At 60.1% G+C, this 24682-nt stretch carries 20 protein-coding genes; 11 read left to right on the top strand and 9 right to left on the bottom strand.

From position 1 onward, the window contains the following. Window positions 1-51 precede the first annotated feature (51 nt). Window positions 52-822 (top strand): lysophospholipid acyltransferase family protein, encoded by a 771-nt coding sequence (locus OH705_RS01170; RefSeq protein ID WP_094010819.1) that lies wholly within the window; start codon window positions 52-54, stop codon window positions 820-822. A gap of 205 nt (window positions 823-1027) precedes the next feature. Here the strand turns inward: OH705_RS01170 and OH705_RS01165 are convergent, their stop codons facing one another. Together OH705_RS01165 and OH705_RS01160 are read right to left on the bottom strand one after the other, a co-directional pair. Then, on the bottom strand, window positions 1028-2647 hold the full coding sequence (locus OH705_RS01165; protein ID WP_023630523.1) for an MFS transporter: 1620 nt from the start codon (window positions 2645-2647) through the stop codon (window positions 1028-1030). Window positions 2648-2743: 96 nt separating this feature from the next. Continuing rightward, window positions 2744-4393 carry a GMC family oxidoreductase gene (locus tag OH705_RS01160; protein ID WP_267300645.1) on the bottom strand — a complete coding sequence of 550 codons (1650 nt, stop codon included), beginning with the start codon at window positions 4391-4393 and terminating at the stop codon, window positions 2744-2746. 174 nt (window positions 4394-4567) lie between these two features. On the opposite strand from OH705_RS01160, the gene OH705_RS01155 reads away from it, so the two are divergent. Next, on the top strand, window positions 4568-5455 hold the full coding sequence (locus OH705_RS01155; protein WP_023629882.1) for a LysR family transcriptional regulator: 888 nt from the start codon (window positions 4568-4570) through the stop codon (window positions 5453-5455). Here OH705_RS01155 and OH705_RS01150 read toward each other — a convergent pair. Genes OH705_RS01150 through OH705_RS01140 form a run of 3 tightly spaced genes read right to left on the bottom strand, consistent with a single transcriptional unit; the run spans window position 5444 to window position 8462 of the window. Then, window positions 5444-6262: a sulfite exporter TauE/SafE family protein gene (locus OH705_RS01150; protein ID WP_038707087.1), complete on the bottom strand. Its 819-nt coding sequence runs from the start codon at window positions 6260-6262 to the stop codon at window positions 5444-5446. The two genes, OH705_RS01155 and OH705_RS01150, sit on opposite strands and share 12 nt — an antisense overlap. Further along, on the bottom strand, window positions 6259-7536 hold the full coding sequence (locus tag OH705_RS01145; RefSeq protein ID WP_094010824.1) for an NAD(P)/FAD-dependent oxidoreductase: 1278 nt from the start codon (window positions 7534-7536) through the stop codon (window positions 6259-6261). Before OH705_RS01145 ends, OH705_RS01150 begins: the two co-directional genes overlap by 4 nt. Window positions 7537-7577: 41 nt before the next feature. After that, window positions 7578-8462, bottom strand: a complete 885-nt coding sequence (locus OH705_RS01140) for an MBL fold metallo-hydrolase (RefSeq protein WP_023629230.1) — start codon at window positions 8460-8462, stop codon at window positions 7578-7580. A gap of 244 nt (window positions 8463-8706) precedes the next feature. On the opposite strand from OH705_RS01140, the gene OH705_RS01135 reads away from it, so the two are divergent. Together OH705_RS01135 and OH705_RS01130 are read left to right on the top strand one after the other, a co-directional pair. Then, window positions 8707-10005 (top strand): sigma-54 interaction domain-containing protein, encoded by a 1299-nt coding sequence (locus OH705_RS01135; RefSeq protein ID WP_267300641.1) that lies wholly within the window; start codon window positions 8707-8709, stop codon window positions 10003-10005. A gap of 104 nt (window positions 10006-10109) precedes the next feature. Continuing rightward, window positions 10110-10778 (top strand): hypothetical protein, encoded by a 669-nt coding sequence (locus OH705_RS01130; RefSeq protein ID WP_146229499.1) that lies wholly within the window; start codon window positions 10110-10112, stop codon window positions 10776-10778. Between the two features lie 83 nt (window positions 10779-10861). Here OH705_RS01130 and gyrB read toward each other — a convergent pair whose 3' ends face one another. Genes gyrB through dnaA form a run of 4 tightly spaced genes read right to left on the bottom strand, consistent with a single transcriptional unit; the run spans window position 10862 to window position 17079 of the window. After that, window positions 10862-13282 carry a DNA topoisomerase (ATP-hydrolyzing) subunit B gene (gene gyrB, locus OH705_RS01125; RefSeq protein ID WP_023628552.1) on the bottom strand — a complete coding sequence of 807 codons (2421 nt, stop codon included), beginning with the start codon at window positions 13280-13282 and terminating at the stop codon, window positions 10862-10864. Window positions 13283-13286: 4 nt separating this feature from the next. Next, on the bottom strand, window positions 13287-14390 hold the full coding sequence (recF, locus tag OH705_RS01120; protein WP_094010826.1) for a DNA replication/repair protein RecF: 1104 nt from the start codon (window positions 14388-14390) through the stop codon (window positions 13287-13289). A 15-nt stretch (window positions 14391-14405) separates the two neighbouring features. Further along, complete coding sequence (dnaN, locus tag OH705_RS01115) at window positions 14406-15509, bottom strand: DNA polymerase III subunit beta (protein ID WP_038707084.1); 1104 nt, start codon at window positions 15507-15509, stop codon at window positions 14406-14408. A gap of 43 nt (window positions 15510-15552) precedes the next feature. After that, window positions 15553-17079, bottom strand: a complete 1527-nt coding sequence (gene dnaA / locus OH705_RS01110; protein ID WP_023628553.1) for a chromosomal replication initiator protein DnaA — start codon at window positions 17077-17079, stop codon at window positions 15553-15555. A gap of 594 nt (window positions 17080-17673) precedes the next feature. Between dnaA and rpmH the strand changes: the two genes are divergently transcribed. The 7 genes from rpmH to rsmG all read left to right on the top strand — a co-directional run bounded on the left by rpmH (window position 17674) and on the right by rsmG (window position 24680). Continuing rightward, window positions 17674-17808 (top strand): 50S ribosomal protein L34, encoded by a 135-nt coding sequence (gene rpmH / locus OH705_RS01105; protein WP_003253163.1) that lies wholly within the window; start codon window positions 17674-17676, stop codon window positions 17806-17808. A 13-nt stretch (window positions 17809-17821) separates the two neighbouring features. Continuing rightward, window positions 17822-18223 carry a ribonuclease P protein component gene (rnpA, locus tag OH705_RS01100; protein WP_031314399.1) on the top strand — a complete coding sequence of 134 codons (402 nt, stop codon included), beginning with the start codon at window positions 17822-17824 and terminating at the stop codon, window positions 18221-18223. Then, a complete protein-coding gene (gene yidD, locus OH705_RS01095) occupies window positions 18216-18461 on the top strand; it encodes a membrane protein insertion efficiency factor YidD (RefSeq protein ID WP_011536514.1) in 246 nt (81 codons plus the stop codon). The genes rnpA and yidD overlap by 8 nt, the downstream gene beginning before the upstream one ends. Before the next feature lie 2 nt (window positions 18462-18463). After that, the gene (yidC, locus tag OH705_RS01090; protein WP_038707083.1) at window positions 18464-20146 is read left to right on the top strand and encodes a membrane protein insertase YidC; all 1683 of its coding nucleotides are present in this window, start codon (window positions 18464-18466) and stop codon (window positions 20144-20146) included. An 83-nt stretch (window positions 20147-20229) separates the two neighbouring features. Then, window positions 20230-21603 (top strand): tRNA uridine-5-carboxymethylaminomethyl(34) synthesis GTPase MnmE, encoded by a 1374-nt coding sequence (gene mnmE, locus OH705_RS01085; RefSeq protein WP_023628555.1) that lies wholly within the window; start codon window positions 20230-20232, stop codon window positions 21601-21603. Window positions 21604-22140: 537 nt separating this feature from the next. After that, window positions 22141-24033 (top strand): tRNA uridine-5-carboxymethylaminomethyl(34) synthesis enzyme MnmG, encoded by a 1893-nt coding sequence (gene mnmG / locus OH705_RS01080; RefSeq protein ID WP_267300629.1) that lies wholly within the window; start codon window positions 22141-22143, stop codon window positions 24031-24033. After that, complete coding sequence (gene rsmG / locus OH705_RS01075; protein ID WP_023628557.1) at window positions 24030-24680, top strand: 16S rRNA (guanine(527)-N(7))-methyltransferase RsmG; 651 nt, start codon at window positions 24030-24032, stop codon at window positions 24678-24680. Before mnmG ends, rsmG begins: the two co-directional genes overlap by 4 nt. Window positions 24681-24682: the final 2 nt, after the last annotated feature.

The following is a 24682-nucleotide window of genomic DNA, read 5'->3' as shown; positions in this document are numbered from 1 at the left end:
AACGGCGCACTTTTCATTAGGCGGGCACGCCCCGCAACGGTACATGCCACTATGTCGATCCTGCAGGCGATCAGAATCTTTCTTTTTTACCTGCTGTTGGGCACCAGTTCACTGCTGTGGTGCTCGCTGAGCTTCTTCGTCGCGCCCTTCCTGCCGTTCCCCAAGCGCTACAAGTTCATCAACGTGTACTGGTGCCGCTGTGCGTTGTTCCTGGCCCGCACGATCCTGCGCATCGACTACAAGATCACCGGTGCCGAGAACGTACCGAAAGTACCTTGCGTGATCCTGTCGAACCACCAGAGCACCTGGGAAACCTTCCTGCTCTCCGCGTATTTCTCGCCGCTTAGCCAGGTGCTCAAGCGCGAACTGCTGTACGTGCCGTTCTTCGGCTGGGCCATGGCCATGCTGCGGCCGATCGCCATCGATCGCAAGAATCCCAAGGAAGCGCTGCGCCAGGTCGCTAGCCAGGGCGACGAGCTGCTCAAGCAAGGCACCTGGGTGCTGATCTTCCCCGAAGGCACCCGCGTGCCTCATGGCCAGATCGGCAAGTTCTCCCGTGGCGGTACCGCCCTGGCGGTCAACGCCGGCCTGCCGGTACTGCCGATTGCCCACAACGCCGGCAAGTTTTGGCCGCGAGAAGGCTGGGGCAAACGCCCGGGCACCATCGAGGTGGTGATCGGTGAACCAATGTATGCCGTGGGCACTGGCCCACGCGCCATCGCCGAGCTGAACGACCGCGCCCAGGCCTGGAACGAAGCGACCCAGCGGGCCATGGGTTCGCTGCCGCCGCTGGCGGAAAACCCGGAGCAGCAGCCAGCCTGACGATCTGTGGATAACTTGTTAGCAAGTTTTGCATGGATGATCGTGAAGACATGCTAAGTGATTGAATTAGCTGTTTATTTCAATGTATGACGTTTTTTCGAAAATCGTGCATAAGTTTTTTCGCGCTATAAAAAAACCGGCTTTTACGCCGGTTTTTTTGTGCCCTTCTCAGACGCGTGGGAGCGGGCTTGCCCGAGAGCAATCCTCACACCTTATCGATATCCACGTCCTTGGTCTCTTTCAGGCAGAAGATCCCCACCACTAGGCTCACCCCGGTGATCAGCACCGGATACCACAGTCCATAGAAGATATCCCCGGTGTACACCACCAACGCGAACGATACCGTTGGCAGGAAGCCACCGAACCAGCCGTTACCGATATGGTAGGGCAGGGACATCGAGGTATAGCGGATCCGCGTCGGGAACAGCTCGACCATGACCGCCGCCAGTGGCCCGTAAGTCATGGTGGCGATCAGGATCATGGCAACGATCAGCACCACCACCATCACCTGGTTCACATGCGCCGGGTCGGCCTTGGCCGGATAGCCAGCCGCTTCGATGGCGCTGCGCATGGCCGCCTCGTCGAAGCCGTTGATGGTCTCGTCACCGATGCTCACCTGCACTTCGCTACCGGCAGCCTCGACCGAGCTGTAGGGCAGGCCTTGTTTGACCAGGAAGGTCTTTACCTTGTCGCAAGGGCTGTCGAAACGGGCCTTGCCCACCGGGTCGAACTGGAAGGTGCAGCCTTGCGGGTTGGCGCTGACGACGATGGGCGCTTCCCGGCTGGCGGCGTCGATCTGCGGGTTGGCGTAATGGCTCAGCGCCTTGAACATCGGGAAGTAGCACACGGTGGCCAGCAACAGCCCAACCATGAGGATTGGCTTACGTCCGATACGGTCCGACAGCCAGCCGAAGAACACGAAGAACGGCGCGCCGATCACCACGCTGATGATCAACAGGGTATTGGCCTGGGCCGGGTCCATCTTGAGCATCTGGGTCATGAAGAACAGCACATAGAACTGTGCGGTGTAGAAGGTCACCGCTTGTCCGGCGTTGATGCTGAACAGCGCGGTCAGGACCACCTTGAGGTTTGGCCAGGAGGTGAACGATTCGCGGATCGGCGACTTGCTGATCTTGCCCTGGGCTTTCATTTTCACGAATGCCGGCGACTCGTGCATGCTCATGCGGATCCAGGTGGAGATCGCCAGCAGGACGATCGACAGCAGGAACGGCAGGCGCCAGCCCCAGGTCTCGAACTCATCGCCACTGATGTAGCGACTGGCCAGGACCACGATCAACGACAACAGCAGGCCGAGCGTGGCGGTGGACTGGATGAAGCCAGTATGGAAACCGCGCTTGCCGGGCGGAGCGTGTTCGGCCACGTAAGTAGCAGCACCGCCGTATTCGCCACCCAATGCCAGTCCCTGGAGCATGCGCAGTATGACGAGGATAATCGGCGCGGCGATACCGATGCTGGCATAGGTGGGAAGCAGACCGACGGCAAAGGTCGAGAGGCCCATCAGTACGATGGTCACCAGGAAGGTGTACTTGCGCCCGATCATGTCCCCCAGACGGCCGAACACCAAGGCGCCGAACGGGCGCACCAGGAAACCGGCGGCGAAGGCCATCAAGGCGAAGATGAAGGCGGTGGTGTCGTTGACGCCAGCAAAGAACTGCTTGCTGATGACCGCCGCCAAGGCGCCATAGAGAAAGAAGTCATACCACTCGAACACTGTCCCGAGGGATGACGCGAAAATGATCTTGCGTTCCTCACGGCGGCTCGGGCTGCTCGCCACCGCACCCTGTTCCTGGATGTAATCCGACATCGTTGCTGTCCTCGGCCCTTGGGGCCACAGTGATTATTCTTGTTGTTCCACTGCCGGCAGCCGCTGACCGCGCTGCCGCTGTTGCACACACCCGGGTCAGGGCGTCGGTATCGCGTTGCTGTCGCTGAGGTTGGTCTGGGTGTTGGCCCCCTTGAGGATCAGTTGTGCCGCCTTTTCGGCAATCATCAACGTGGGTGAACAGGTATTGCCGGAGACTATCTGCGGCATGATCGAGGCATCCGCCACACGTAGGCCCGGAATGCCATGCACGCGCAGCTGGTTATCCACAACATCGAGCACACCACTGCCCATGCGACAGGTACCCACCGGGTGGAAGATGGTGGTGCCGATCTGACCGGCGGCCTGGTGCAGGTCTTCTTCGCTCTGCAGGGCAGGGCCTGGCAGGTACTCGCGGGGTTCGAAGGCGGCCAGGGCAGGGGCATGGACGATGCGCCGGGTAAGGCGGATGGCGTCGGCGGCCACGCGCAGGTCCTCGGGGGCGCTGAGGTAGTTGGGGTCTATCAGCGGCGCGGCGTTCATGTCCGCCGAGCGGATATCGATTCGACCTCGACTGGCCGGGCGCAGGTTACATACCGACGCGGTGAAGGCCGGGAACCGGTGCAGCGGCTCGCCGAAGCGCTCCAGCGACAAGGGCTGGACGTGATACTGAAGATTGGCGGTCTCTTGCTCTGGGCTCGAACGGGCGAAGGCGCCCAACTGACTCGGCGCCATGGCCAGTGGTCCACTTCGGTCGTATGCATAGCGCAGGCCCATGCCCAGCTTGCCCCACAGGCTGTTGGCCATCTGGTTGAGGGTGCGCGTGTTCTGGATCTGGTAGATCAACCGCAGCTGCAGATGGTCCTGCAGGTTGCCGCCGACACCAGGCATATCGTGGCGCACGGCGATGCCCAACCCTTCGAGCAGTTTGCGTGGGCCAATCCCCGAGCGCTGCAGGATACCGGGCGAACCGACCGAACCTGCACAGAGAATAATCTCCCGGCGTGCCGCGAACTCATGCCATGCACCTTGCCACTGCGCCCTTACAGCCCGGGCGCGGGTGTTGCCGAGCAACACCTGGTCGACCTGCACGCCGGTAAGCACGGTCAGGTTCGGGCGCTTGAGAATGGGCCTGAGAAATGCCTTGGCCGAGTTCCAGCGCACACCGCTGCGCTGGTTGACCTGAAAATATCCACAGCCGGCGTTGTCGCCCGTATTGAAGTCGTCGATCCTGGCGATGCCGCTCTGTTCGGCCGCATCGCGAAAGGCATCGAGGATCGGCCAGCTGTAGCGCTGCTGCTCGACCCGCCACTCACCGTCGGCGCCATGGCTGTCGCTGGCACCGGCATAGTGGCTCTCGCTGGCCTTGAACAGCGGCAGCACATCCTTCCATGCCCAGCCCTCGTTGCCTTGCTCGGCCCAACGGTCATAGTCGGCGGCTTGGCCGCGCATGTAGATCATGCCGTTGATGGACGAACAGCCACCCAGCACCTTGCCCCGCGGATAACCCAGGGCACGCCCGTTCAGCCCAGGCTGGGCCTCGGTCTTCATGCACCAATCGGTGCGTGGATTGCCGATGCAGTAGAGGTAACCGACGGGGATATGAATCCAGGGATAGTTGTCACGACCACCCGCCTCGAGCAGCAACACGCGGCAGGATGGATCGGCGGACAAGCGATTGGCCAGTAGGCAACCGGCGGGACCGGCACCCACGACCACGTAGTCGTAGACAGAATCGGCTGATGGCATGTGCAACCTCGCGCCTGATTATTATTCTTGTCCCGATCCATCTTATTGATTAATTTCGCGGAGGAAACACGAGATTTCGCGCAGCCGTTGTGCGTTTTAGCACAGCGACTATCCGACTGTGAGAGCGGGTTCATCCCGCGGTGGCTTCAACAGCCAGCACATCCAAGGACGCCCATGTTCGACTGGAACGATCTGCGGTTTTTCCTCGAGTTGCAGCGCAGCGGCCGCCTGCTCAGCGCCGCCAAGCGCCTCAACACTACCCACAGCACCGTCGCCCGGCATATCGAGAGCATCGAGAAGCACCTGGGCACCGCGCTGTTCGTCCAGCACGCTCAGGGTTACGAGCTCACCCCCTCGGGCCAGGCCCTGCTCAAGCATGCCGAAGCCATGGAGAACGTCGCCTTGCTGGCGCAGGAAGAGATCACCCAGGCCATCACACCACTGGGCAAGATCCGCCTTGGCGTGACCGAGGGTATCGGCATCATGTTCTTTACTCCACGCATGAAGGCACTGTTCCAACGTTACCCGGGGCTGGAAGTGGAACTGGTGGCGGTGCCTCGGTTCGTGAGTATCCTCAACCGCGAAGCCGAGATCAGCATCCACCTGGAACGACCCAACGCTGACCTGCTGATCACCCGCAAGCTCACCGACTACCGTCTGGCCCTGTACGCCAGCCAGGAATACCTGAATCAAGCGCCACCGCTCGACACTCGTGAAGATCTGGCCCGGCACAACTGGATCGGTTATGTCGACGACCTGCTGTTCAGCCAGGAACTGCTGTTCCTCAACAGCTTCTGCCGAGCGCCGAACGTGGTGTTCCGCAGCACCAGCGTGATCGCCCAGCAGCACGCCGCCCAGGCCGGGCTGGGTATCGCCGTGCTGCCCAACTATATGGCCCGGCACGATCCGAAGCTGGTACGCGTGCTGCCCGGCGAGACCATCCAGCGCAGCTACTGGATCTGCACTCGCCGCGAGCTGCACAAGTCGGTGCGCCTGCGCGTGGTGTGGGACTACCTGCTGGCGCTGTGCGCCGCCGAACAGGAAGAGTTGCTAGCCGAGTAGCGCCTTGCCGACGAGCAGCACGGCAGCGCCGCAGCCCACTGCGGCGAACAGCTGCTGAAGACGCGGACCGGCAAGCTTGCTAGCCAACGGCCGCGCCAGCAGCAAGCCCAGCACCGCCCCTGCGGCGAATGGTGCGCCGACCCACCAATGCATCACACCCGCCACGCTGGCGCTGACCACACTGCCAGTGGACACCAGGGCGATCACCGCCAGCGAGGTGGCGACGATACTTTGCATGTTCAGGTTGGTGTAGCGGTTCAAAGCAGGAATGATCACGAAGCCGCCACCGACGCCCAGCAGGCCAGACAGCAACCCCGACAGCATCCCGGTGAACGCCAGTGCCCGGGCGCAGGGCAGGGTCCAGCGCAAGCGCCCCTGCAGCGGGTTGAGCACGCAGGGCATGATCTCCCGTTCGCCGCAGGGTGACTCGCCACGCAGCTCACGTGCTGCCTTGCGCCATATCCGCAAACAGGCGTACACCAGCACCCCGGCGAAGACCAAGGCCAACGGTGTATTCGGCACACGGTGAGCGAGCATCAAGCCGAACGGCGCACAGGCAATCCCGATCAGCGCGATGAACAGTGCCGCCCGATAACGCACCAGCCCCTGGCGCAGGCCGAGCACCGCACCGACTGCCGCCGCCAACCCCACGGCCAGCAGGCCGATCGGAGCCGCCTCGACCATGCTCAGACCCAAGCCGAACACCAGCAGCGGCACCGCGAGGATGCCGCCACCGGCGCCGGTCAGCGCCAACACCGCACCAATGATCGCACCAAGCCCGGCGCCCAGCAGTTGGTGCTCGATCACTGTTGCGCCTCGACCACCAGAGGTTGCGGCCGGGCCAGCCACTCGCGGCCCTTGAGCATGGCTTTCCAGTACAGCGGCGGCAGGATCTGCGCCTTGAGCAGCCAGGCCAGGCGGGTTGGCTTGCGGCCATCGAGCAGCCAACGCGGGAAGCTCGGTGCCAGCTTGCCGCCGTAGGTGAACTCGGCCAGGACGATCTTGCCCCGCTCCACTGTCAGCGGGCAGGAGCCATAGCCATCGTATTGCGCGAGGGTCGCGAGTCGACCAAGCGCCACCAGCACATTGTTGGCCACCACCGGTGCCTGCTTGCGGGCGGCGGCGGCGGTCTTGGCGTTGGTGGTGTTGGCCACGTCGCCCAAGGCATGGATATTGCCAAACTGGCGATGGCGCAAGGTTTGCGGGTCGACGTCCACCCAACCCGCCGCATCAGCTAGCGGGCTCTGGCGGATGAAATCAGGCGCCACCTGGGGCGGAACCACATGCAGCATATCGAAGGCCTCGACGCGGGTCTCGGTAGTGCCGTCGGGGAGGGTGCGCACAAACGTAGCGCGCTTGTTCGCGCCATCTACTGCCGTCAGGCGATGCTGATAGTTCAGGTCGACGCCGTACTTGTCGATGTAGCTCATCAGCGCCGGTACATAGTCCGGCACGCCGAACAGCACCGCGCCGGCATTGAAGAAGCTGGCCCTCACGTTGCCCAGTTGGCCGCTGCGCAGCCAGTGGTCACATGACAGGTACAGCGCCTTCTGCGGCGCCCCGGCGCACTTGATCGGCATCGGCGGCTGGGTGAAAAGGGCGCGCCCCTGCTTGAGGTTCTGTACCAGTTGCCAGGTATAGGGCGCCAGGTCATAGCGGTAGTTGGAGGTGACGCCGTTGCGCCCGAGGGTCTCACTCAAGCCTTCGATGGCATTCCAATCGAGCTTCAAACCCGGGCAGACCACCAGCTGTTCATAACTGACAGCGCGACCACCCTCGAGCAGCACCAGTTGGCCCTGGGGATCGAAGCCGTCCACCCGCGTCTTGATCCAGCGCACACCGCGCGGCAGGGTGGCGGCCATGGTGTGGGCGGTACTCGACGCCTTGAACACACCGGCACCGACCATGGTCCAGCCTGGCTGGTAGTAGTGCACATCGGCGGGGTCGATCAGGGCAATATCCAGCGAAGGATCACGGGCGATCAGGCTGGAGGCGGTAGCGATACCGGCGGCACCGGCGCCGACGATCACCACCTTGTGGTGGTCGGCACGGGATGAATCGGCAGGGGACAGGGCAGGCATGGCGGTGTTCCTTGGAAATCTCGTTATGGGTAAAGCGTGACTTACAGCTTGTTCAGCGGGATCTTCAGGTAGCTCACACCGTTTTCTTCAGGTTCGGGGAATTGCCCGCTGCGCATGTTGATCTGCACCGAGGGCAAGATCAGCACGGGCATGTCGAGGGTCTTGTCACGGGCTTCGCGCATCTGCACGAAGCTGTCTTCGCTGACCCCTTGATGAATATGGATGTTGTCGGCGCGTTGCTCGGCCACGGTGGTGACGAAGCACAGCTCACGGCCACCAGGCAGGTAGTCGTGGCACATGAACAGCCGGGTCTGGTCCGGGAAGGCGAGCAGGCGACGGATCGACTTGTACAGGGTTCTTGCGCTGGCGCCCGGGAAGTCGCAACGAGCCGTGCCATAGTCGGGAGTGAACAAGGTGTCGCCGACGAACACGGCGGTCTCACCAGCATCCTCGATCATATAGCTCATGCACGCCGGGGTATGCCCAGGGGTGTGCAGGGCACGGGCATGCAGGTTGCCAATGCGGAATCCTTCTTCATCTTCGAACAGCACGTCGAACTGACTGCCGTCCCGAGCAAAGCCCGGTTCGGCGTTGAACAGGGAGCCGAAGACTTTCTGTACCTGGGTGATCTGCGCACCGATCGCGATGCTGCCGCCCAGCCGGGATTTGAGGTAGGCCGCCGCGGACAGATGGTCGGCGTGCACATGGGTATCCAGGATCCATTGCACCTTGGCATCCAGCTCCTCGACGCGAGCGATCAGCTTGTCCGCCGAATCGGTACAGGTACGCCCGGACTTGGGGTCGTAATCCAGCACGCTGTCGATCAACGCGCATTGTCGCGTCTCGCCATCCATGACCAGGTAGCTGATGGTCCAGGTCGCCTTGTCGAAAAACTCTTCGACGTGAAGGTTGTTGCCGATGATCATTGCACTCTCCAGTTGTCCCAAGCCTCCTTGAAGGCATAGGCAGTGGGAGGTGCTTTATCAAGATACATGCCAGCCTTTCAGATAGACGCCTTCCCCCTGCAGGAACGGTCTCGTGCCGCGAAGGACGCGCAGCAGCCGTCATTCCAGCAACCCAAAGGTGACAGTTCCTGGCAGTCGACTGTCAGTCGATGGCAGTGTTTGGCAGTCCTTGCTACGCTCGCAAGGTCCTTCCTCTGGTGCTGTCATGCTAGCCGCTTCCCATCCCGCGATCATCGCACTGGTGTCATACCTTGAACACGATGTGCTGCCCAGCATCGTGCTGGACACCGACTACAACATCCTCGCCGCCAACGCCGCCTACCGTCGCCAGTTCGGCAATGAGGAGCACGCGCCAATCGGCGATAAGTGCCATCGGGTTTCCCATCACTATGCCGTTCCCTGCGACCAGGCGGGTGAACACTGCCCGCTGCGCAAGTCGCTGGACAGCAAGGTGCCCGAGCGTGTGCTGCACATTCATCACACTCCACGCGGGCCTGAACATGTGGATGTAGAACTGCGTCCGATCCTCGACGACGAGGGCAGTGTGGTGGCGTTCGTCGAGCGGCTGACCAGTGTCACCCTGGCATCGGCACAACCTCAACAACAGGGTTTGGTTGGCCGGGCTCCGTCCTTCAAGAGCGCCGTTTCCAGTCTGCAGCGTGCCGCCCCCGCGCAGATCCCGGTCTTGCTCCAGGGTGAATCCGGGACGGGCAAGGAGCTGTTCGCCCGGGCGTTGCACCTGGGTAGCCCACGAGCCAATGGCCCCTTAGTGGTGGTGGACTGCACCGGGCTGACCGAGTCGCTGTTCGAAAGTGAACTATTCGGTTATGAGAAGGGCGCCTTCACCGGCGCGATCCAGCGCAAGATCGGCCTGGCAGAAGCGGCTCACGGTGGAACCTTGTTCCTCGACGAGATCGGTGAGGTGCCGCTGGCCATGCAGGTGAAGTTGCTACGCCTGATCGAGTCCGGAAGCTTCCGTCCGGTCGGCAGCACTCGCACGGTCCATTCAGACTTCCGTCTGATCTCGGCAACGCATAAGCCATTGAAAGAGATGGCCGCCGAAGGGACGTTCCGCGAAGACCTGTATTACCGCATCAGCGGATTCCCGATTCGCCTGCCGTCACTACGTGAGCGAGTCGAGGATTTACCGTTACTCTGTGAGAGCCTGCTGCAACGCATGGCCGGCAAGCATGCGCCCAAGGTTACCGCCGAAGCCCTTGAGCGCCTCAACCTGCATACCTTCCCAGGCAACATTCGCGAGCTCAGGAACATCCTGGAACGGGCCCGGCTGTTTGCCGATGATGGTTTCATTCGTCCGGAACATCTGCCCGAAGACATCCATCCACTATCAGATCAGAGTCATTTCGGCCGTCGCGGACGTAATGAAATGGCCGAGCTGGCGCATGCCTTGGAGACCTTCAAAGGATCACGTAATGAGCTGGCAGCACATCTGGGCATGAGTGAGCGGACTCTCTATCGCCGTCTCAAATCACTAGGGCTTTGAGCGTTCCACGTGGAACATTCAACGAGAACACTGCTGAATGGTATTGTTTTGATATCGCCGCTCAAGGAAGATTGCGAGCTTTGCCCTGGGTCACGGAGAGAGTGTTGAAAAAGATCATCGGTTTGACCTTAGTTGCAGCAGGCCTGCATGGCTGCAGCTTCTACGAAAAAACCAACATTCGAAATGAGGCCGAGACGGCCAAGTACGACCCCGCTACCACGGCTCGCATTCGCGCCTTTACGTCTCCTGAGATCACCGGGTCCTATCAGGCCAATGCAACCTGTGAACAGTATCGCCCTCTCCAAACCAAGGAAGGTACACCGCTCACTGTAACGTTCAAAGATCGAACCTCTACCAAGCAGTACATGCTTTGGAGAAGGGTTGATCTGTTAGGTATGGTTGAAGAAGATTACATCAACCGCACCATTGGTGTTCCTGCTTCGACAACGACAGAAGAGCTGAAGAACGACCGGGTAGGTTACAACGAGCATGTGATCCCGGCTGGTAAACCCATCGTCCTGAGCTTGGGTTTCCACGCTGTATCTGATCAGGGCAAGGCCTGGTGTTACCCAAAACCCGTCTACTTGGTACCACAAGCAGGGAAGGACTATGAGGTCAGATACATCACAGTAAAGGAAAGCTTCATGTCCTCTTCTTGCAAAGTCGCAGTCAGCGAGCTGACTGGCAATGGTCCGGTCAAGACGCCCCAGCCTGTGAAAACCGGAGTCTGTGTGCCGGACAAAGGCTACCTGTACAGAACCGTAGGGCCGTGACGTAACAGTCGATCACCATCAGACGGGCAAAAAAAAGCCAATACTTACGTATTGGCTTTTTCTATTGCGTATCGCCTGAGTAATCAGAAGTCCAGGTTGGACACCGACAACGCGTTGCTTTCGATGAAGTCGCGACGTGGCTCGACCGCATCACCCATAAGGGTGTTGAACAGTTGGTCGGCGGCGATAGCGTCCTCGATGGTTACCTTGAGCATGCGGCGCACGGTCGGGTCCATGGTGGTTTCCCACAGCTGGTCCGGGTTCATCTCACCCAGCCCTTTATATCGCTGGATGGTGTGGCGCTTGGTGCTCTCGTTCATCAGCCAGTCGAGGGCTTCCTTGAACTCGGTGACCGCCTTGCGACGCTCACCGCGCTGAACGTAGGCACCTTCGCCCAACAACGTACCGAGGTTTTCGCCGAGGGCGACGACACTGCGGTAGTCATTGCTACCGAAGAAATCACGGTTGAAGGTGACGTAGCTGGCCAAGCCGTGAGAGGTGGTTTCCACCACCGGCAACCAGATATTACGTTCCTTGTCCTCGTGCAAGGCAGCCTTGTAGGTCAAACCAGAACGCTGGCTGTTGTCCAGGCGCTGCTGGAACGCTTTGAGCCAATCATCCATCTGCGCCTTGTCAGCCAATTGCTCGACAGTAACTTTAGGCAAGTAGATGAAGTTCTCGGTCAGCTCTTCCGGATACAGGCGTGACAGACGCTTCAGCGTTTTCATCACTCCGCGGAACTCGTTTACCAGTGCTTGTAGCTGGACACCAGATACTGCTGGCGCTGCCTCATCCAGGTGCAGGCTGGCATCTTCCAGGGCCGATTGGGTCATGTATTCTTCCATGGCCTCGTCGTCCTTGATGTACTGCTCCTGCTTGCCTTTCTTCACCTTGTACAGTGGTGGCTGGGCGATGTAGATGTAGCCGCGCTCGACCAGCTCCGGCAGCTGACGGAAGAAGAAGGTCAGCAGCAGGGTACGGATGTGCGAACCGTCGACGTCAGCATCGGTCATGATGATGATGTTGTGATAGCGCAACTTGTCGATGTTGTACTCTTCGCGGCCGATGCCACAGCCCAGTGCGGTGATCAACGTGCCGACCTCCTGCGAGGAGATCATCTTGTCGAAGCGTGCTTTCTCGACGTTGAGGATCTTGCCCTTCAGCGGCAAGATAGCCTGGGTGCGACGGTTGCGGCCTTGCTTGGCCGAGCCACCCGCGGAGTCACCCTCCACCAGGTACAGTTCGGAAAGGGCAGGGTCCTTCTCCTGGCAGTCGGCCAGTTTACCTGGCAGGCCAGCGATATCCAGGGCGCCTTTGCGACGAGTCATCTCGCGCGCTTTACGCGCCGCTTCACGGGCACGTGCGGCATCGATCATCTTGCCGACTACGGCCTTGGCTTCGTTGGGGTTCTCCAACAGGAAGTCGGCGAAGTATTTGTTCATCTCCTGTTCCACGGCGGTCTTCACCTCCGAGGAAACCAGCTTGTCCTTGGTCTGCGAGCTGAACTTCGGATCCGGCACCTTGACCGAAATGATCGCAGTCAAGCCTTCACGGGCGTCGTCACCGGTGGTGGCAACCTTGTTCTTTTTCGCCAGGCCTTCCTGCTCGATATAGCTGTTCAGGCTACGGGTAAGCGAGGAACGGAAGCCGACCAGGTGGGTACCACCATCGCGCTGGGGAATGTTGTTGGTGAAGCACAGCAGGTTTTCGTTGAAGCTGTCGTTCCACTGCAGGGCAATCTCAACGCCCACGCCATCTTCACGCTGGACATTGAAGTGGAATACCTGGGAGTTGACCGGAGTCTTGTTGGTATTCAGGTACTCAACAAATGCACGCAGGCCACCCTCGTACTTGAAGAACTCTTCCTTGCCGCTGCGCTCATCCTTCAACAGGATACCGACGCCGGAGTTCAGGAACGACAGCTCGCGGATACGCTTGGCGAGGATGTCCCAGCTGAAGTGGATGTTCTTGAAAGTTTCAGCCGAAGGCTTGAAGTGAATGTGGGTACCGGTGGTTTCGCTGTCACCCACGACCGCCATCGGCGCTTGGGGCACGCCATGGACGTAGGTCTGTTCCCAGATCTTGCCGCTACGACGAACGGTGAGCACTAGCTGTTCCGACAGGGCATTCACAACCGATACACCTACACCGTGCAGACCGCCGGACACCTTGTAGGAGTTATCGTCGAACTTACCGCCGGCGTGCAGCACGGTCATGATGACCTCGGCTGCAGAAACGCCTTCTTCTTTATGCACATCGACCGGAATACCACGGCCGTTGTCACGGACGCTGATAGATTCGTCCGGGTGAATGATGACGGTGATGTCATCGCAATGTCCGGCCAGGGCTTCGTCGATCGAGTTGTCGACCACCTCGAATACCATGTGGTGCAGGCCGCTGCCGTCATCGGTGTCGCCAATGTACATGCCGGGACGTTTGCGTACGGCATCCAGCCCTTTCAGCACTTTGATGCTGGAGGAGTCGTACGTTTGATTTTCGCTCATGCCTTCACTCCCGATGGTCGTGGGTCTGGGTGATACGGCCTTGTTCCACGTGGAACAAGGCAACTGGCGTTTCCGTTTGCCAGCCTTCCCTCAGAAATTCGTGGTCTACACAGGTGATGAACACCTGGCAGTTCAATTCTTCAAGCAAGCGGCACAGGGCGCGGCGATGCTGCTCGTCCAGCTCGGACGGCAAGTCATCCACCAGATAAATACACTGACCGCGACGAACCTGGCTAACCAGGTGCCCCTGTGCAATGCGCAGGGCGCAGACCACCAACTTCTGCTGCCCACGCGAAAGAATGTCGGCCGCATTGTTCGCGCCCAATCGAAGGCGCAGATCAGCACGCTGTGGCCCGGCCTGGGTGTGGCCCATCTGCTGATCACGAAGGAGGGAGGCGGCGAGAACTTCATTGAGTTCCCGGTCCTTGTCCCAGCCTCGGTAATAGCTCAGGGTCAGCCCGTCCAGTTCGACCAGTTCGCTCAGGGTCTGCTCGAAGACAGGCTTCAAGGCCTTGATATAGTTGCGACGGTATTCATCTATCTCCGCACTGGCGAGACATAACTCTCGATCCCAGGCGGCTTGCGAAACGGCGTCCAGTGTACCATGCCGCAGCCATGAGTTCCGCTGCCGCAGGGCCTTCTGCAGGCGCTGCCAGGTAGCCATGAAGCGGGGTTCCACGTGGAACACGCCCCAATCGAGGAACTGCCGACGCACTTTAGGAGCACCTTCGAGCAGCCGGAAACTGTCCGGATTGATCAACTGCAACGGCAGCATCTCTGCCAGTTGCGCGGCGCTGCGCGCGTTCTGTCCATCGATGCGAATGGTGAAATCCCCCTGGCGCTCCCGCGACACACCAAGGTTGCTCATACCGCCCTCAGCCAATTCGACCTGGCCGAACACCGTGCAGGTCGGCTGATCGTACTGGATCACCGGGTTTAACCGGGTGCTGCGGAACGAGCGCGCAAGACCGAGCAGGTGCACAGCTTCGAGCACGCTAGTCTTGCCGCTGCCGTTGGCGCCGTAAAGGATGTTGATGCGAGGGGAGGGTGAGAGGGTCACCGGGTGCAGGTTGCGCACCGCGGTGACCGAGAGACGTCGAAGGGACATGTCGCCTGCTACGGGTTACAGACGCATCGGCATGACAACGTAGGACGAGTCGTCATTGCCGGCTTCCTGCAACAGGGCGCTGCTGTTGGAGTCCGACAGAATCAGGCGCACCTGCTCTGTAGTCATGACACCCAGCACGTCCAGCAGGTAGCTGACGTTGAAACCGATCTCCAACGAGCTGCCGCTGTAGTCAACGCTGATCTCTTCTTCCGCCTCTTCCTGTTCCGGGTTATTGGCCTGGATCTTCAGCTGACCAGCGGCCAGTTGCAGGCGGATGCCGCGGTATTTCTCGTTGGACAGGATCGCGGTGCGGCTGAACGCTTCGCGCAGTGCCTGACGATCACCGACCACCAGCTTGTCGCCACCTTTAGGCAGAACGCGCTCGTAGTCCGGGAACTTGCCGTCCACCAGCTTGGAGGTGAAAGTGAATTCACCGGTGGTGGCACGGATGTGGTGCTGGCCCAGAACGATGCTGACCATGCCTTCTGGGTCTGTCAGCAGGCGCGCCAGCTCCAGGATACCTTTGCGCGGCACGATGACCTGATGACGATCAGCTTGGTCGATCGGTGCCTGCATGGCACACAGCGCCAGGCGATGGCCATCGGTGGCCACGGCACGCAAGGTGCCGGGGGATACTTCCAGCAGCATGCCGTTGAGGTAGTAGCGCACGTCCTGTTGGGCCATGGCGAAGCTGGTGCGCTCGATCAGGCGGCGCAATTTGCTCTGCTCAAGCTGGCAGGTCAGCGAGCCCGGCCCTTCTTCCACAGTCGGGAAATCATTGGCAGGCAAGGTGGAAAGGGTGAAACGGCTGCGCCCGGCCTTGACCAGCAACTTCTGCTCGTCGACCTTGATGTCGATCAGCACATCGCTGGGTAGGCTTTTGCAGATGTCCATCAGCTTGCGCGCTGGGACGGTGATCTCGCCCGGTTCAGCCGGTTCTTCCAGCTGGACGCGGCCAACCAGTTCGACTTCCAGGTCGGTACCGGTCAACGACAGCTGCTGGCCTTGCACGACCAGCAGGACGTTGGACAGAACCGGCAAGGTCTGGCGGCGCTCGACGACGCCTGCGACCAGTTGCAGAGGTTTCAACAGGGCTTCGCGTTGAATGGTGAAATGCATGGTCTAGTCCCTTGCCTTCAAATAGCTGCGCAGACGACGGTCATCAAGTCGTCAGCGTACGCAGCAGGTTCTTGTAGTCCTCGCGGATATCCGCGTCGGATTCCTTCAATTCGTTGATCTTCCGGCAAGCGTGCAGGACGGTGGTGTGGTCACGGCCGCCAAACATATCGCCAATCTCCGGCAGACTGTGGTTGGTCAACTCTTTCGACAACGCCATCGCCACCTGCCGAGGCCGCGCCACCGAGCGCGAGCGACGCTTGGACAGCAGATCCGAAATCTTGATCTTGTAGTACTCGGCCACCGTGCGCTGGATGTTATCCACACTGACCAGTTTGTCCTGTAGGGCCAACAAGTCCTTGAGCGACTCGCGAATCAGCTCGATGGTGATATCGCGGCCCATGAAGTGCGAGTGGGCAATCACTCGTTTCAGTGCACCTTCCAGTTCACGCACGTTGGAGCGAATGCGCTGGGCGATGAAGAAGGCAGCATCGTGTGGTAACTCGACCTTGGCCTGGTCGGCTTTCTTCATCAGGATCGCAACACGAGTTTCCAGCTCTGGCGGCTCGACGGCGACCGTCAGACCCCAACCAAAGCGCGACTTCAGTCGCTCCTCCAGGCCTTCGATTTCCTTCGGGTAGCGGTCACTGGTGAGGATCACCTGCTGGCCGCCTTCAAGCAGGGCATTGAAGGTGTGGAAAAACTCCTCCTGGGAGCGCTCCTTGCGGGCAAAGAACTGAATGTCATCGATGAGAAGCGCGTCGACCGAGCGGTAGAAACGCTTGAACTCATTGATGGCGTTCAACTGCAGCGCCTTGACCATATCGGCCACAAAGCGCTCGGAATGCAGGTAGACCACCTTGGCATTCGGGTTCTTCTTCAGCAGGTGGTTACCCACAGCGTGCATCAAGTGAGTCTTACCCAGACCTACGCCGCCATAAAGGAAGAGCGGATTGTAGCCATGCTTTGGGTTGTCGGCGACCTGCCAAGCCGCGGCGCGGGCCAGTTGGTTGGATTTACCCTCGACGAAAGTCTCGAAGGTAAAGGTTCGATTCAGGTAACTGGTGTGCTTCAACGCACCTTCGACCTGAACCGTGCGCTGCTCGGTGCGCCCACCGGCCTTCGGCGGCGTGATGGTGTCGCTCATGCTGTCGAAGCTATCACGACTCGATGGCTCCTCGACCTCGGCAACCTCCGCCAGCTCGACCACAGGGGCATTCGTATGCTGGACCGCCGCCACCGGAGGCTGCACTTGGCTCTGTTGAGCAAGGGTCGCGGCAACGGCAGCGCTGACAGGTGCGTTGGGGGCAGCACGCGCCGCGGAGCTGCGACGGCTACCTATCAACAAGGAAAGCGCAGGGGCAATGCCGCTGCCCTGTTCACCCAGCAGTTCGAGCAGGCGGCCAAGGTACTTCTCGTTGACCCAATCAAGCACGAAGCGGTTGGGCGCATAGACGCGCAACTCGTCGCCTTCGGCTTCGACCTGTAGCGGACGGATCCAGGTGTTGAATTGCTGGGCAGGCAGTTCATCGCGCAGAAGCTCCACGCACTGCTGCCAAAGTTCCACTGACACGGATATCCCCTGAGTTGAAAGCCGGATGAGGCAAAACAAACCGCCATTGTACCGGGCAGACGGTCAGTTATCCACACGTGGTGGCGACCGCGATCACGGTAAAACCGCCAAAAACTGACGCTTACATCACTCAAGCGGTGTTGATAAGCCCTGTGGATAACGACACCTGTGGGCTATGCACAACCCCGGGCTGAGCTCTGTGGATAAAAGCCCTGTGGATAAACACCCATTCAGCCCACAGGTTGTCCTCATGGCCCGCACAGACAGAGCACCCTTTACCGACAAGGTTGTGAAGCTCTGTACAGCCTGTAAAACGTGGCCTTGAATGGCTTATCCACAGAACGTTGTCCAGCTAAGATCTATAAGTTCTTCAAAAAAGCTTTTTATATGCCTCTTTGTTTTTTCTGTTTGCCTGCGTTTTGTCCACGCGGGCAAACGGTCATCATTCGAGGGAGATTCGATCTACCCTGATTCGACCTTCCATAAGGAATGGCTGGTTGGAAATTGACCTATTGCCTTGCTTTCTCTAGAATCGCCGATCTCTTAAAAAGGGGGCCCTTCCGGCCCGTTGTCGACCAACCCAGGTAACACGCCATGAAACGTACTTTCCAACCAAGCACCATCAAGCGCGCCCGCACCCACGGTTTCCGTGCCCGTATGGCTACCAAGAACGGCCGTGCCGTTCTGTCGCGTCGCCGTGCCAAAGGCCGTAAGCGTCTGGCAATTTGATTTTTCGGCACAGGTGGTGAGTCAGGACTTCAGTCGGGAAAAGCGACTGCTTACACCCCGGCATTTCAAAGCGGTCTTCGACTCCCCAACCGGCAAGGTTCCAGGGAAAAACCTGCTTATCCTTGCCCGCGAGAACGGCCTCGATCATCCGCGCCTAGGCCTGGTGATCGGCAAGAAGAGCGTCAAGCTCGCCGTTCAACGCAATCGCCTGAAACGCCTGATGCGCGATTCGTTTCGCCTGAACCAGCAGCTGTTGGCTGGCCTGGACATCGTGATCGTCGCGCGCAAGGGGTTGGGCGAAGTGGAAAACCCAGAATTGCACCAACACTTTGGCAAGCTCTGGAAGCGACTGGTCCGCAGTCGGCCCTCTCCAGCGGTCGCCAATTCCGCAGGGGTAGACAGTCACAATGCGTAAACTGGCCCTCGTTCCGATCCAGTTTTACCGTTACGCCATCAGTCCACTGATGGCCAGTCACTGTCGTTTCTATCCCAGCTGTTCCTGTTACGCCTATGAAGCCATTGAAAACCATGGCCTCTTGCGTGGTGGGTGGCTGGCCGTTCGTCGCCTGGGGCGTTGTCATCCGTGGAACGACGGCGGTTTCGATCCCGTTCCACCTGCTCCTTCCTCCCGAACTTCTTCGATAGCCGAGTAATCATGGATATTAAACGCACGATCCTGATCGTCGCCCTGGCAATCGTGTCCTATGTCATGGTCCTCAAGTGGAACCAGGACTACGGCCAGGCTGCCCTGCCGACTCAGAATGCTGCTGCCAGCAATGCTGCCCCGGCCCTGCCGGACACCGTGCCGGCCGGCAACTCCGGTGCAAGTGCCGATGTGCCGAGCGCCAATGCTGAATCCAGCCCAGCCGAACTGGCGCCAGTGGCGCTCAGCAAGGACCTGATCCGGATCAAGACCGACGTCCTGGACCTGGCTATCGACCCGGTCGGTGGTGACATCGTCCAACTGACCCTGCCGAAGTACCCTCGTCGCCAGGATCATCCGGATATTCCGTTCCAGCTGTTCGATAACGGTGGCGAACGTGTGTATCTGGCCCAGAGCGGCCTGACCGGCGCCAACGGTCCGGACGCCCGTTCCACGGGTCGTCCGCTGTACGCCGCAGAGCAGAAGAGCTTCCAGCTGGCCGACGGCCAGGACCAACTGTCGGTCGACCTGAAGTTCAGCGAGAACGGCGTCAACTACATCAAGCGCTTCAGCTTCAAGCGCGGTGAGTATGACCTGACTGTCAGCTACCTGATCGACAACCAGAGCAGCCAGGCCTGGACCGGCAACATGTTTGCCCAGCTCAAGCGTGACGCCAGCTCCGACCCGTCGTCGAGCACCGCCACCGGTACCGCCACCTACCTGGGCGCGGCCCTGTGGACAGCTTCCGAGCCGTACAAGAAAGTGTCGATGAAAGACATCGACAAAGGTAGTTTGAAAGAAAATGTGACCGGCGGCTGGGTCGCCTGGCTGCAGCACTACTTCGTGACCGCCTGGATCCCGACCCACTCGGACAACAACGCCGTCCAGACCCGCAAGGACAGCCAGGGCAACTACATCATCGGCTATACCGGCCCGGCGCTTAACGTCCCTGCCGGCGGCAAGGTCGAAACCAGCGCCATGCTGTATGCCGGCCCGAAGATCCAGTCCAAGCTCAAAGAGTTGTCCCCAGGCCTGGAACTGACCGTCGACTACGGCTTCCTGTGGTTCATCGCCCAGCCGATCTTCTGGCTGCTGCAACATATCCACAGCTTGCTGGGCAACTGGGGCTGGTCGATCATCGTCCTGACCATGTTGATCAAGGGCCTTTTCTTCCCGCTGTCGGCCGCCAGCTACCGTTCGATGGCGCGCATGCGTGCCGTGGCGCCAAAACTGGCCCAGCTGAAGGAACGCTTCGGTGATGATCGCCAGAAGATGTCCCAGGCGATGATGGAGCTGTACAAGAAAGAGAAGATCAACCCGCTGGGCGGCTGCCTGCCGATCCTGGTGCAGATGCCGGTGTTCCTGGCCCTGTACTGGGTACTTCTGGAAAGCGTCGAGATGCGCCAGGCCCCGTGGATGCTGTGGATCACCGACCTGTCGATCAAGGATCCGTTCTTCATCCTGCCGATCATCATGGGCGCCACCATGTTCATCCAGCAGCGCCTGAACCCGACCCCGCCCGATCCGATGCAGGCGAAGGTAATGAAAATGATGCCGATCATCTTCACCTTCTTCTTCCTGTGGTTCCCGGCTGGTCTGGTGCTGTACTGGGTTGTGAACAACTGCCTGTCGATCGGACAGCAGTGGTACATCACTCGCCGTATCGAGGCTGCGACCAAGAACGCAGCCGCTTGACGGGCTGCTACGCTAGCCTGTGAACAAAAACGCCCCCCTGGGGCGTTTTTGCTATCTGTCGTATTCGTTGTAGAGGTTCGAGCATGAACACAGTGCGTGAAACCATTGCCGCCATCGCCACCGCCCAGGGCCGTGGCGGGGTAGGCATCGTCAGATTGTCCGGCCCGCTGGCCCGCCAGGCCGGGCAAGTCATCACCGGGCGCAATACGCTGACCCCGCGGCATGCCCATTACGGCCCGTTCCGCGATGACGATGGCCTGGTGCTGGATGAAGGGATCGCGCTGTTCTTCCCCGGGCCAAACTCGTTCACCGGCGAAGATGTGCTGGAGCTGCAGGGCCATGGCGGTCCGGTAGTCATGGACATGCTGCTGCAACGTTGCCTGCAGCTCGGTTGCCGGCTGGCACGTCCAGGCGAATTCAGCGAGCGAGCGTTCCTCAACGACAAGCTCGACCTGGCCCAGGCCGAGGCAATCGCCGACCTGATCGAAGCCAGCTCCACACAGGCTGCGCGCAATGCCCTGCGTTCCCTGCAAGGGGCATTCTCCAAGCGTGTGCATGGCCTTACCGAAGCTCTGATCGCCCTGCGCATCTATGTCGAAGCCGCCATCGACTTCCCAGAGGAAGAGATCGATTTTCTTGCCGATGGCCATGTGCTGCGCATGCTCGATGAAGTACGTGACACGTTATCCACAGTTCAGCGCGAAGCAGGGCAAGGCGCATTGCTTCGCGACGGCATGACCGTGGTTATCGCAGGCCGGCCGAACGCCGGCAAGTCGAGCCTGCTCAACCAGTTGGCCGGGCGTGAAGCGGCAATCGTCACCGATATCGCCGGCACCACCCGGGATATCCTTCGCGAACATATCCACATCGACGGCATGCCCCTGCATGTGGTCGACACCGCAGGCTTGCGCGACACCGATGACCATGTGGAAAAGATCGGTGTGGAACGGGCGCTCAAGGCCATCGGCGAGGCCGACCGTGTGCTCCTGGTAGTCGATTCGACGGCACCGGAAGCCAGTGATCCGTTTGCCTTGTGGCCAGAGTTTCTCGATCAGCGCCCCGACGTGGCCAAGGTCACCCTAATTCGCAACAAGGCGGACCTCAGTGGTGAGGTCGTAGGCCTGGAGCAAAGCGACGATGGGCACGTCACCATCACCCTCAGCGCCCGGGACAACGACATGGGCCTGGATCTGCTGCGTGAGCATCTCAAGGCTTGCATGGGCTATGAACAAACCGCCGAAAGCAGCTTCAGCGCTCGTCGCCGGCACCTGGAGGCGCTACGCCAGGCCAGTGCCCACCTCGAGCATGGCCGTGCGCAGCTGACCCTCGCCGGTGCCGGTGAGCTGCTGGCAGAGGATCTGCGCCAGGCACAGCAAGTGCTGGGTGAAATTACCGGAGCGTTCAGTTCGGATGACCTGCTGGGGCGGATCTTCTCCAGCTTCTGCATTGGCAAGTGATCCCACAGGGTTCGATTCGCAACAAAGCCGCTCTCTGGAGCGGCTTTTTTTTGCCTGCGATTCGCGTGGGTACGGGTCATTGCAAGCAGGCCATCGACCACGGACGACAAGCGCTGCGGAAAATATTTCATCAACAGCGTTCCGAACGCCTGGCTAAGCTCTGTGGAAAACTTAGCCTCAGCTCCGTTGATAACCAGGCTTTTTTTCTGAGGACAAACCTGCCTGTGGATAACAGCACGATTCATCCACAGGTTAAACAGCGGTATCCAGAGCCCCCAGGCCTACCTGGACACAGGGTTATGATTCTCTGTACACATTGGAATACATGGGCTGTATGGACTTATGCACAGACAGTTGGGTGCCTAAACATAAACATAAAAACAAAGCTTTTTTAAATTTTTCCTCTTTGTTTTCTTTTACCTGCCACTCATCCACAGCCTGGTCAAATTTTGCTCAGAAGGTTTCTTTGGTGGGTGGGAAGTCCCTATACTTGTCCGCTTACCTTCTCTATTCGCAAAAACAGGCACGAGGTGCGTGGTGGATTTCCCTTCCCGTTTTGAAGTGATCGTCATCGGCGGCGGCCATGCCGGTACCGAGGCTGCGCTTGCGTCCGCACGCATGGGTGTGAAAACCCTGCTGCTGACTCATAACGTGGAAACCCTCGGTCACATGAGCTGCAACCCGGCCATCGGTGGCATTGGCAAGAGCCACCTGGTCAAGGAAATCGATGCGCTCGGCGGCGCGATGGCACTGGCCACCGACAAGAGCGGCATCCAGTTCCGCGTTCTGAACAACCGCAAAGGCCCGGCGGTACGCGCCACCCGTGCACAGGCGGACCGCGCCATCTACAAGGCCGTGGTACGTCAAATCCTGGAAAACCAGCCCAACCTGTGGATATTCCAGCAGTCGTGCGATGACCTGATCGTCGAGCAGGACCAGGTCAAGGGCGTGGTTACCCAAATGGGCCTGCGGTTCTTCGCCGACTCCGTGGTACTGACCAGCGGGACTTTCCTCGGTGGACTTATCCACATCGGTTTGCAGAACTATTCCGGTGGCCGCGCCGGCGATCCGCCCGCCAATGCCCTGGCCAACCGCATGCGTGAATTGCCGCTGCGTGTCGGCCGGTTGAAAACCGGTACCCCGCCGCGCATCGATGGCCGTTCGGTGGACTTCTCGGTGATGACCGAGCAACCGGGCGATACGCCGATCCCGGTAATGTCGTTCATGGGCAATGCCGACATGCATCCGCGCCAGGTGAGCTGCTGGATTACCCACACCAACGCCCGCACCCACGAGATCATTGCCTCGAACCTCGACCGTTCGCCGATGTATTCGGGGGTGATCGAAGGCATCGGCCCGCGTTATTGCCCGTCGATCGAGGACAAGATCCACCGCTTCGCCGACAAGGAAAGCCACCAGGTGTTCATCGAGCCGGAAGGCCTGACCACCCATGAGCTGTATCCCAACGGCATTTCCACATCGTTGCCGTTCGACGTGCAGCTCGAGATCGTCCGCTCGATCCGCGGCATGGAGAACGCGCACATCGTGCGCCCGGGCTATGCCATCGAGTACGACTACTTCGATCCGCGCGACCTGAAGTACAGTCTCGAGACCAAGGTCATCGGCGGCCTGTTCTTCGCAGGCCAGATCAACGGCACCACCGGCTACGAAGAAGCCGGTGCCCAAGGCCTGCTGGCCGGGACCAACGCGGCTCTGCGCGCCCAGGGCCGTGAAAGCTGGTGCCCGCGCCGCGACGAGGCGTACATCGGCGTGCTGGTCGACGACCTGATCACCCTCGGCACCCAAGAGCCGTACCGCATGTTCACTTCGCGAGCCGAGTACCGGCTGATCCTGCGCGAAGACAACGCCGACCTGCGCCTGACCGAGAAAGGCCGCGAACTCGGCTTGATCGACGATGAGCGCTGGGCGGCGTTCAGCGCCAAGCGCGAAGGCATCGAGCGTGAAGAGCAGCGCCTGAAGAGCACATGGGTGCGCCCGAACACGCCGCAAGGCCAGGCCATTGTGGATAAGTTCGGCACGCCATTGGCGCATGAGTACAGCCTGCTCAACCTGCTTGCCCGCCCTGAAATCGACTACGCTGGCCTGATCGAGGCAACCGGTGGCGAGAATATCGATCCACAGGTCGCCGAACAGGTCGAGATCAGGACCAAGTACGCCGGCTACATCGACCGCCAGCAGGAAGAAATTGCCCGCCTGCGCGCCAGTGAAGACACACGTCTGCCTGTGGATATCGACTACACGACCATTTCCGGGCTGTCCAAGGAGATCCAGGGCAAGCTCGGCGACACCCGGCCAGAGACCCTGGGCCAGGCTTCGCGTATTCCCGGCGTCACCCCGGCGGCGATTTCCCTGTTGCTGATTCACTTGAAAAAACGCGGCGCAGGCCGCGAATTGGAGCAAAGCGCTTGAGTTCCCCGGTCACCCCGCAACATGCCGAAGAGTTGTCCACAGGTGCGCGCCAGCTTGGTGTCGAGCTGACCGCGCAGCAGCACGAACTGCTGCTGGGCTACCTGGCCCTGTTGATCAAATGGAACAAGGCCTACAACCTGACCGCCGTGCGCGACCCCGACGAGATGGTCTCGCGTCATTTGCTCGACAGCCTCAGCGTCATGCCGTTTATCCACAACGACACCCAGCGTTGGCTGGATGTCGGCAGCGGCGGCGGCATGCCGGGCATTCCGCTGGCCATCCTGCACCCGCACAAGCAGGTGACGGTGCTCGACAGCAACGGCAAGAAGACGCGCTTCCTCACCCAGGTGAAGATGGAGCTGAAACTGGACAACCTCAGGGTTATCCACAGCCGGGTGGAAGAGGTCCAGCCTGAGCAGCCGTTCTGCGGGATCGTCTCCCGGGCCTTCAGCAGCATGGAGAATTTCACCAACTGGACCCGCCACCTGGGTGACAGCCGCACGCAATGGCTTGCAATGAAGGGGCTGCATCCTGCCGATGAACTGGTAGCATTGCCCGCAGACTTCACAGTGGAAAGCGAGCAGGCCCTGACCGTTCCAGGTTGCCAGGGCCAGCGCCATCTGCTGATACTGCGCCGCAAGGCATGACT

Origin of the sequence: Pseudomonas sp. BJa3, from assembly GCF_026343815.1 — a bacterium.
Taxonomy (GTDB): Bacteria; Pseudomonadota; Gammaproteobacteria; order Pseudomonadales; family Pseudomonadaceae; genus Aquipseudomonas; species Aquipseudomonas soli.
The sequence above is the reverse complement of the archived record's forward strand: the minus strand, read 5'-3'. Positions and strand labels throughout refer to the sequence as shown.

What these genes read in the sequence shown, in the direction of transcription:
- gyrB (WP_023628552.1), bottom strand. Translation starts at nt 13,282, where the DNA reads ATGAGCGAAAATCAAACGTACGACTCCTCCAGCATCAAAGTGCTGAAA.
- yidD (WP_011536514.1), top strand. Translation starts at nt 18,216, where the DNA reads ATGCGTAAACTGGCCCTCGTTCCGATCCAGTTTTACCGTTACGCCATC.
- OH705_RS01155 (WP_023629882.1), top strand. Translation starts at nt 4,568, where the DNA reads ATGTTCGACTGGAACGATCTGCGGTTTTTCCTCGAGTTGCAGCGCAGC.
- yidC (WP_038707083.1), top strand. Translation starts at nt 18,464, where the DNA reads ATGGATATTAAACGCACGATCCTGATCGTCGCCCTGGCAATCGTGTCC.
- OH705_RS01140 (WP_023629230.1), bottom strand. Translation starts at nt 8,462, where the DNA reads ATGATCATCGGCAACAACCTTCACGTCGAAGAGTTTTTCGACAAGGCG.
- OH705_RS01170 (WP_094010819.1), top strand. Translation starts at nt 52, where the DNA reads ATGTCGATCCTGCAGGCGATCAGAATCTTTCTTTTTTACCTGCTGTTG.
- OH705_RS01165 (WP_023630523.1), bottom strand. Translation starts at nt 2,647, where the DNA reads ATGTCGGATTACATCCAGGAACAGGGTGCGGTGGCGAGCAGCCCGAGC.
- OH705_RS01160 (WP_267300645.1), bottom strand. Translation starts at nt 4,393, where the DNA reads ATGCCATCAGCCGATTCTGTCTACGACTACGTGGTCGTGGGTGCCGGT.
- OH705_RS01145 (WP_094010824.1), bottom strand. Translation starts at nt 7,536, where the DNA reads ATGCCTGCCCTGTCCCCTGCCGATTCATCCCGTGCCGACCACCACAAG.
- OH705_RS01135 (WP_267300641.1), top strand. Translation starts at nt 8,707, where the DNA reads ATGCTAGCCGCTTCCCATCCCGCGATCATCGCACTGGTGTCATACCTT.
- mnmE (WP_023628555.1), top strand. Translation starts at nt 20,230, where the DNA reads ATGAACACAGTGCGTGAAACCATTGCCGCCATCGCCACCGCCCAGGGC.
- recF (WP_094010826.1), bottom strand. Translation starts at nt 14,390, where the DNA reads ATGTCCCTTCGACGTCTCTCGGTCACCGCGGTGCGCAACCTGCACCCG.
- rpmH (WP_003253163.1), top strand. Translation starts at nt 17,674, where the DNA reads ATGAAACGTACTTTCCAACCAAGCACCATCAAGCGCGCCCGCACCCAC.
- dnaN (WP_038707084.1), bottom strand. Translation starts at nt 15,509, where the DNA reads ATGCATTTCACCATTCAACGCGAAGCCCTGTTGAAACCTCTGCAACTG.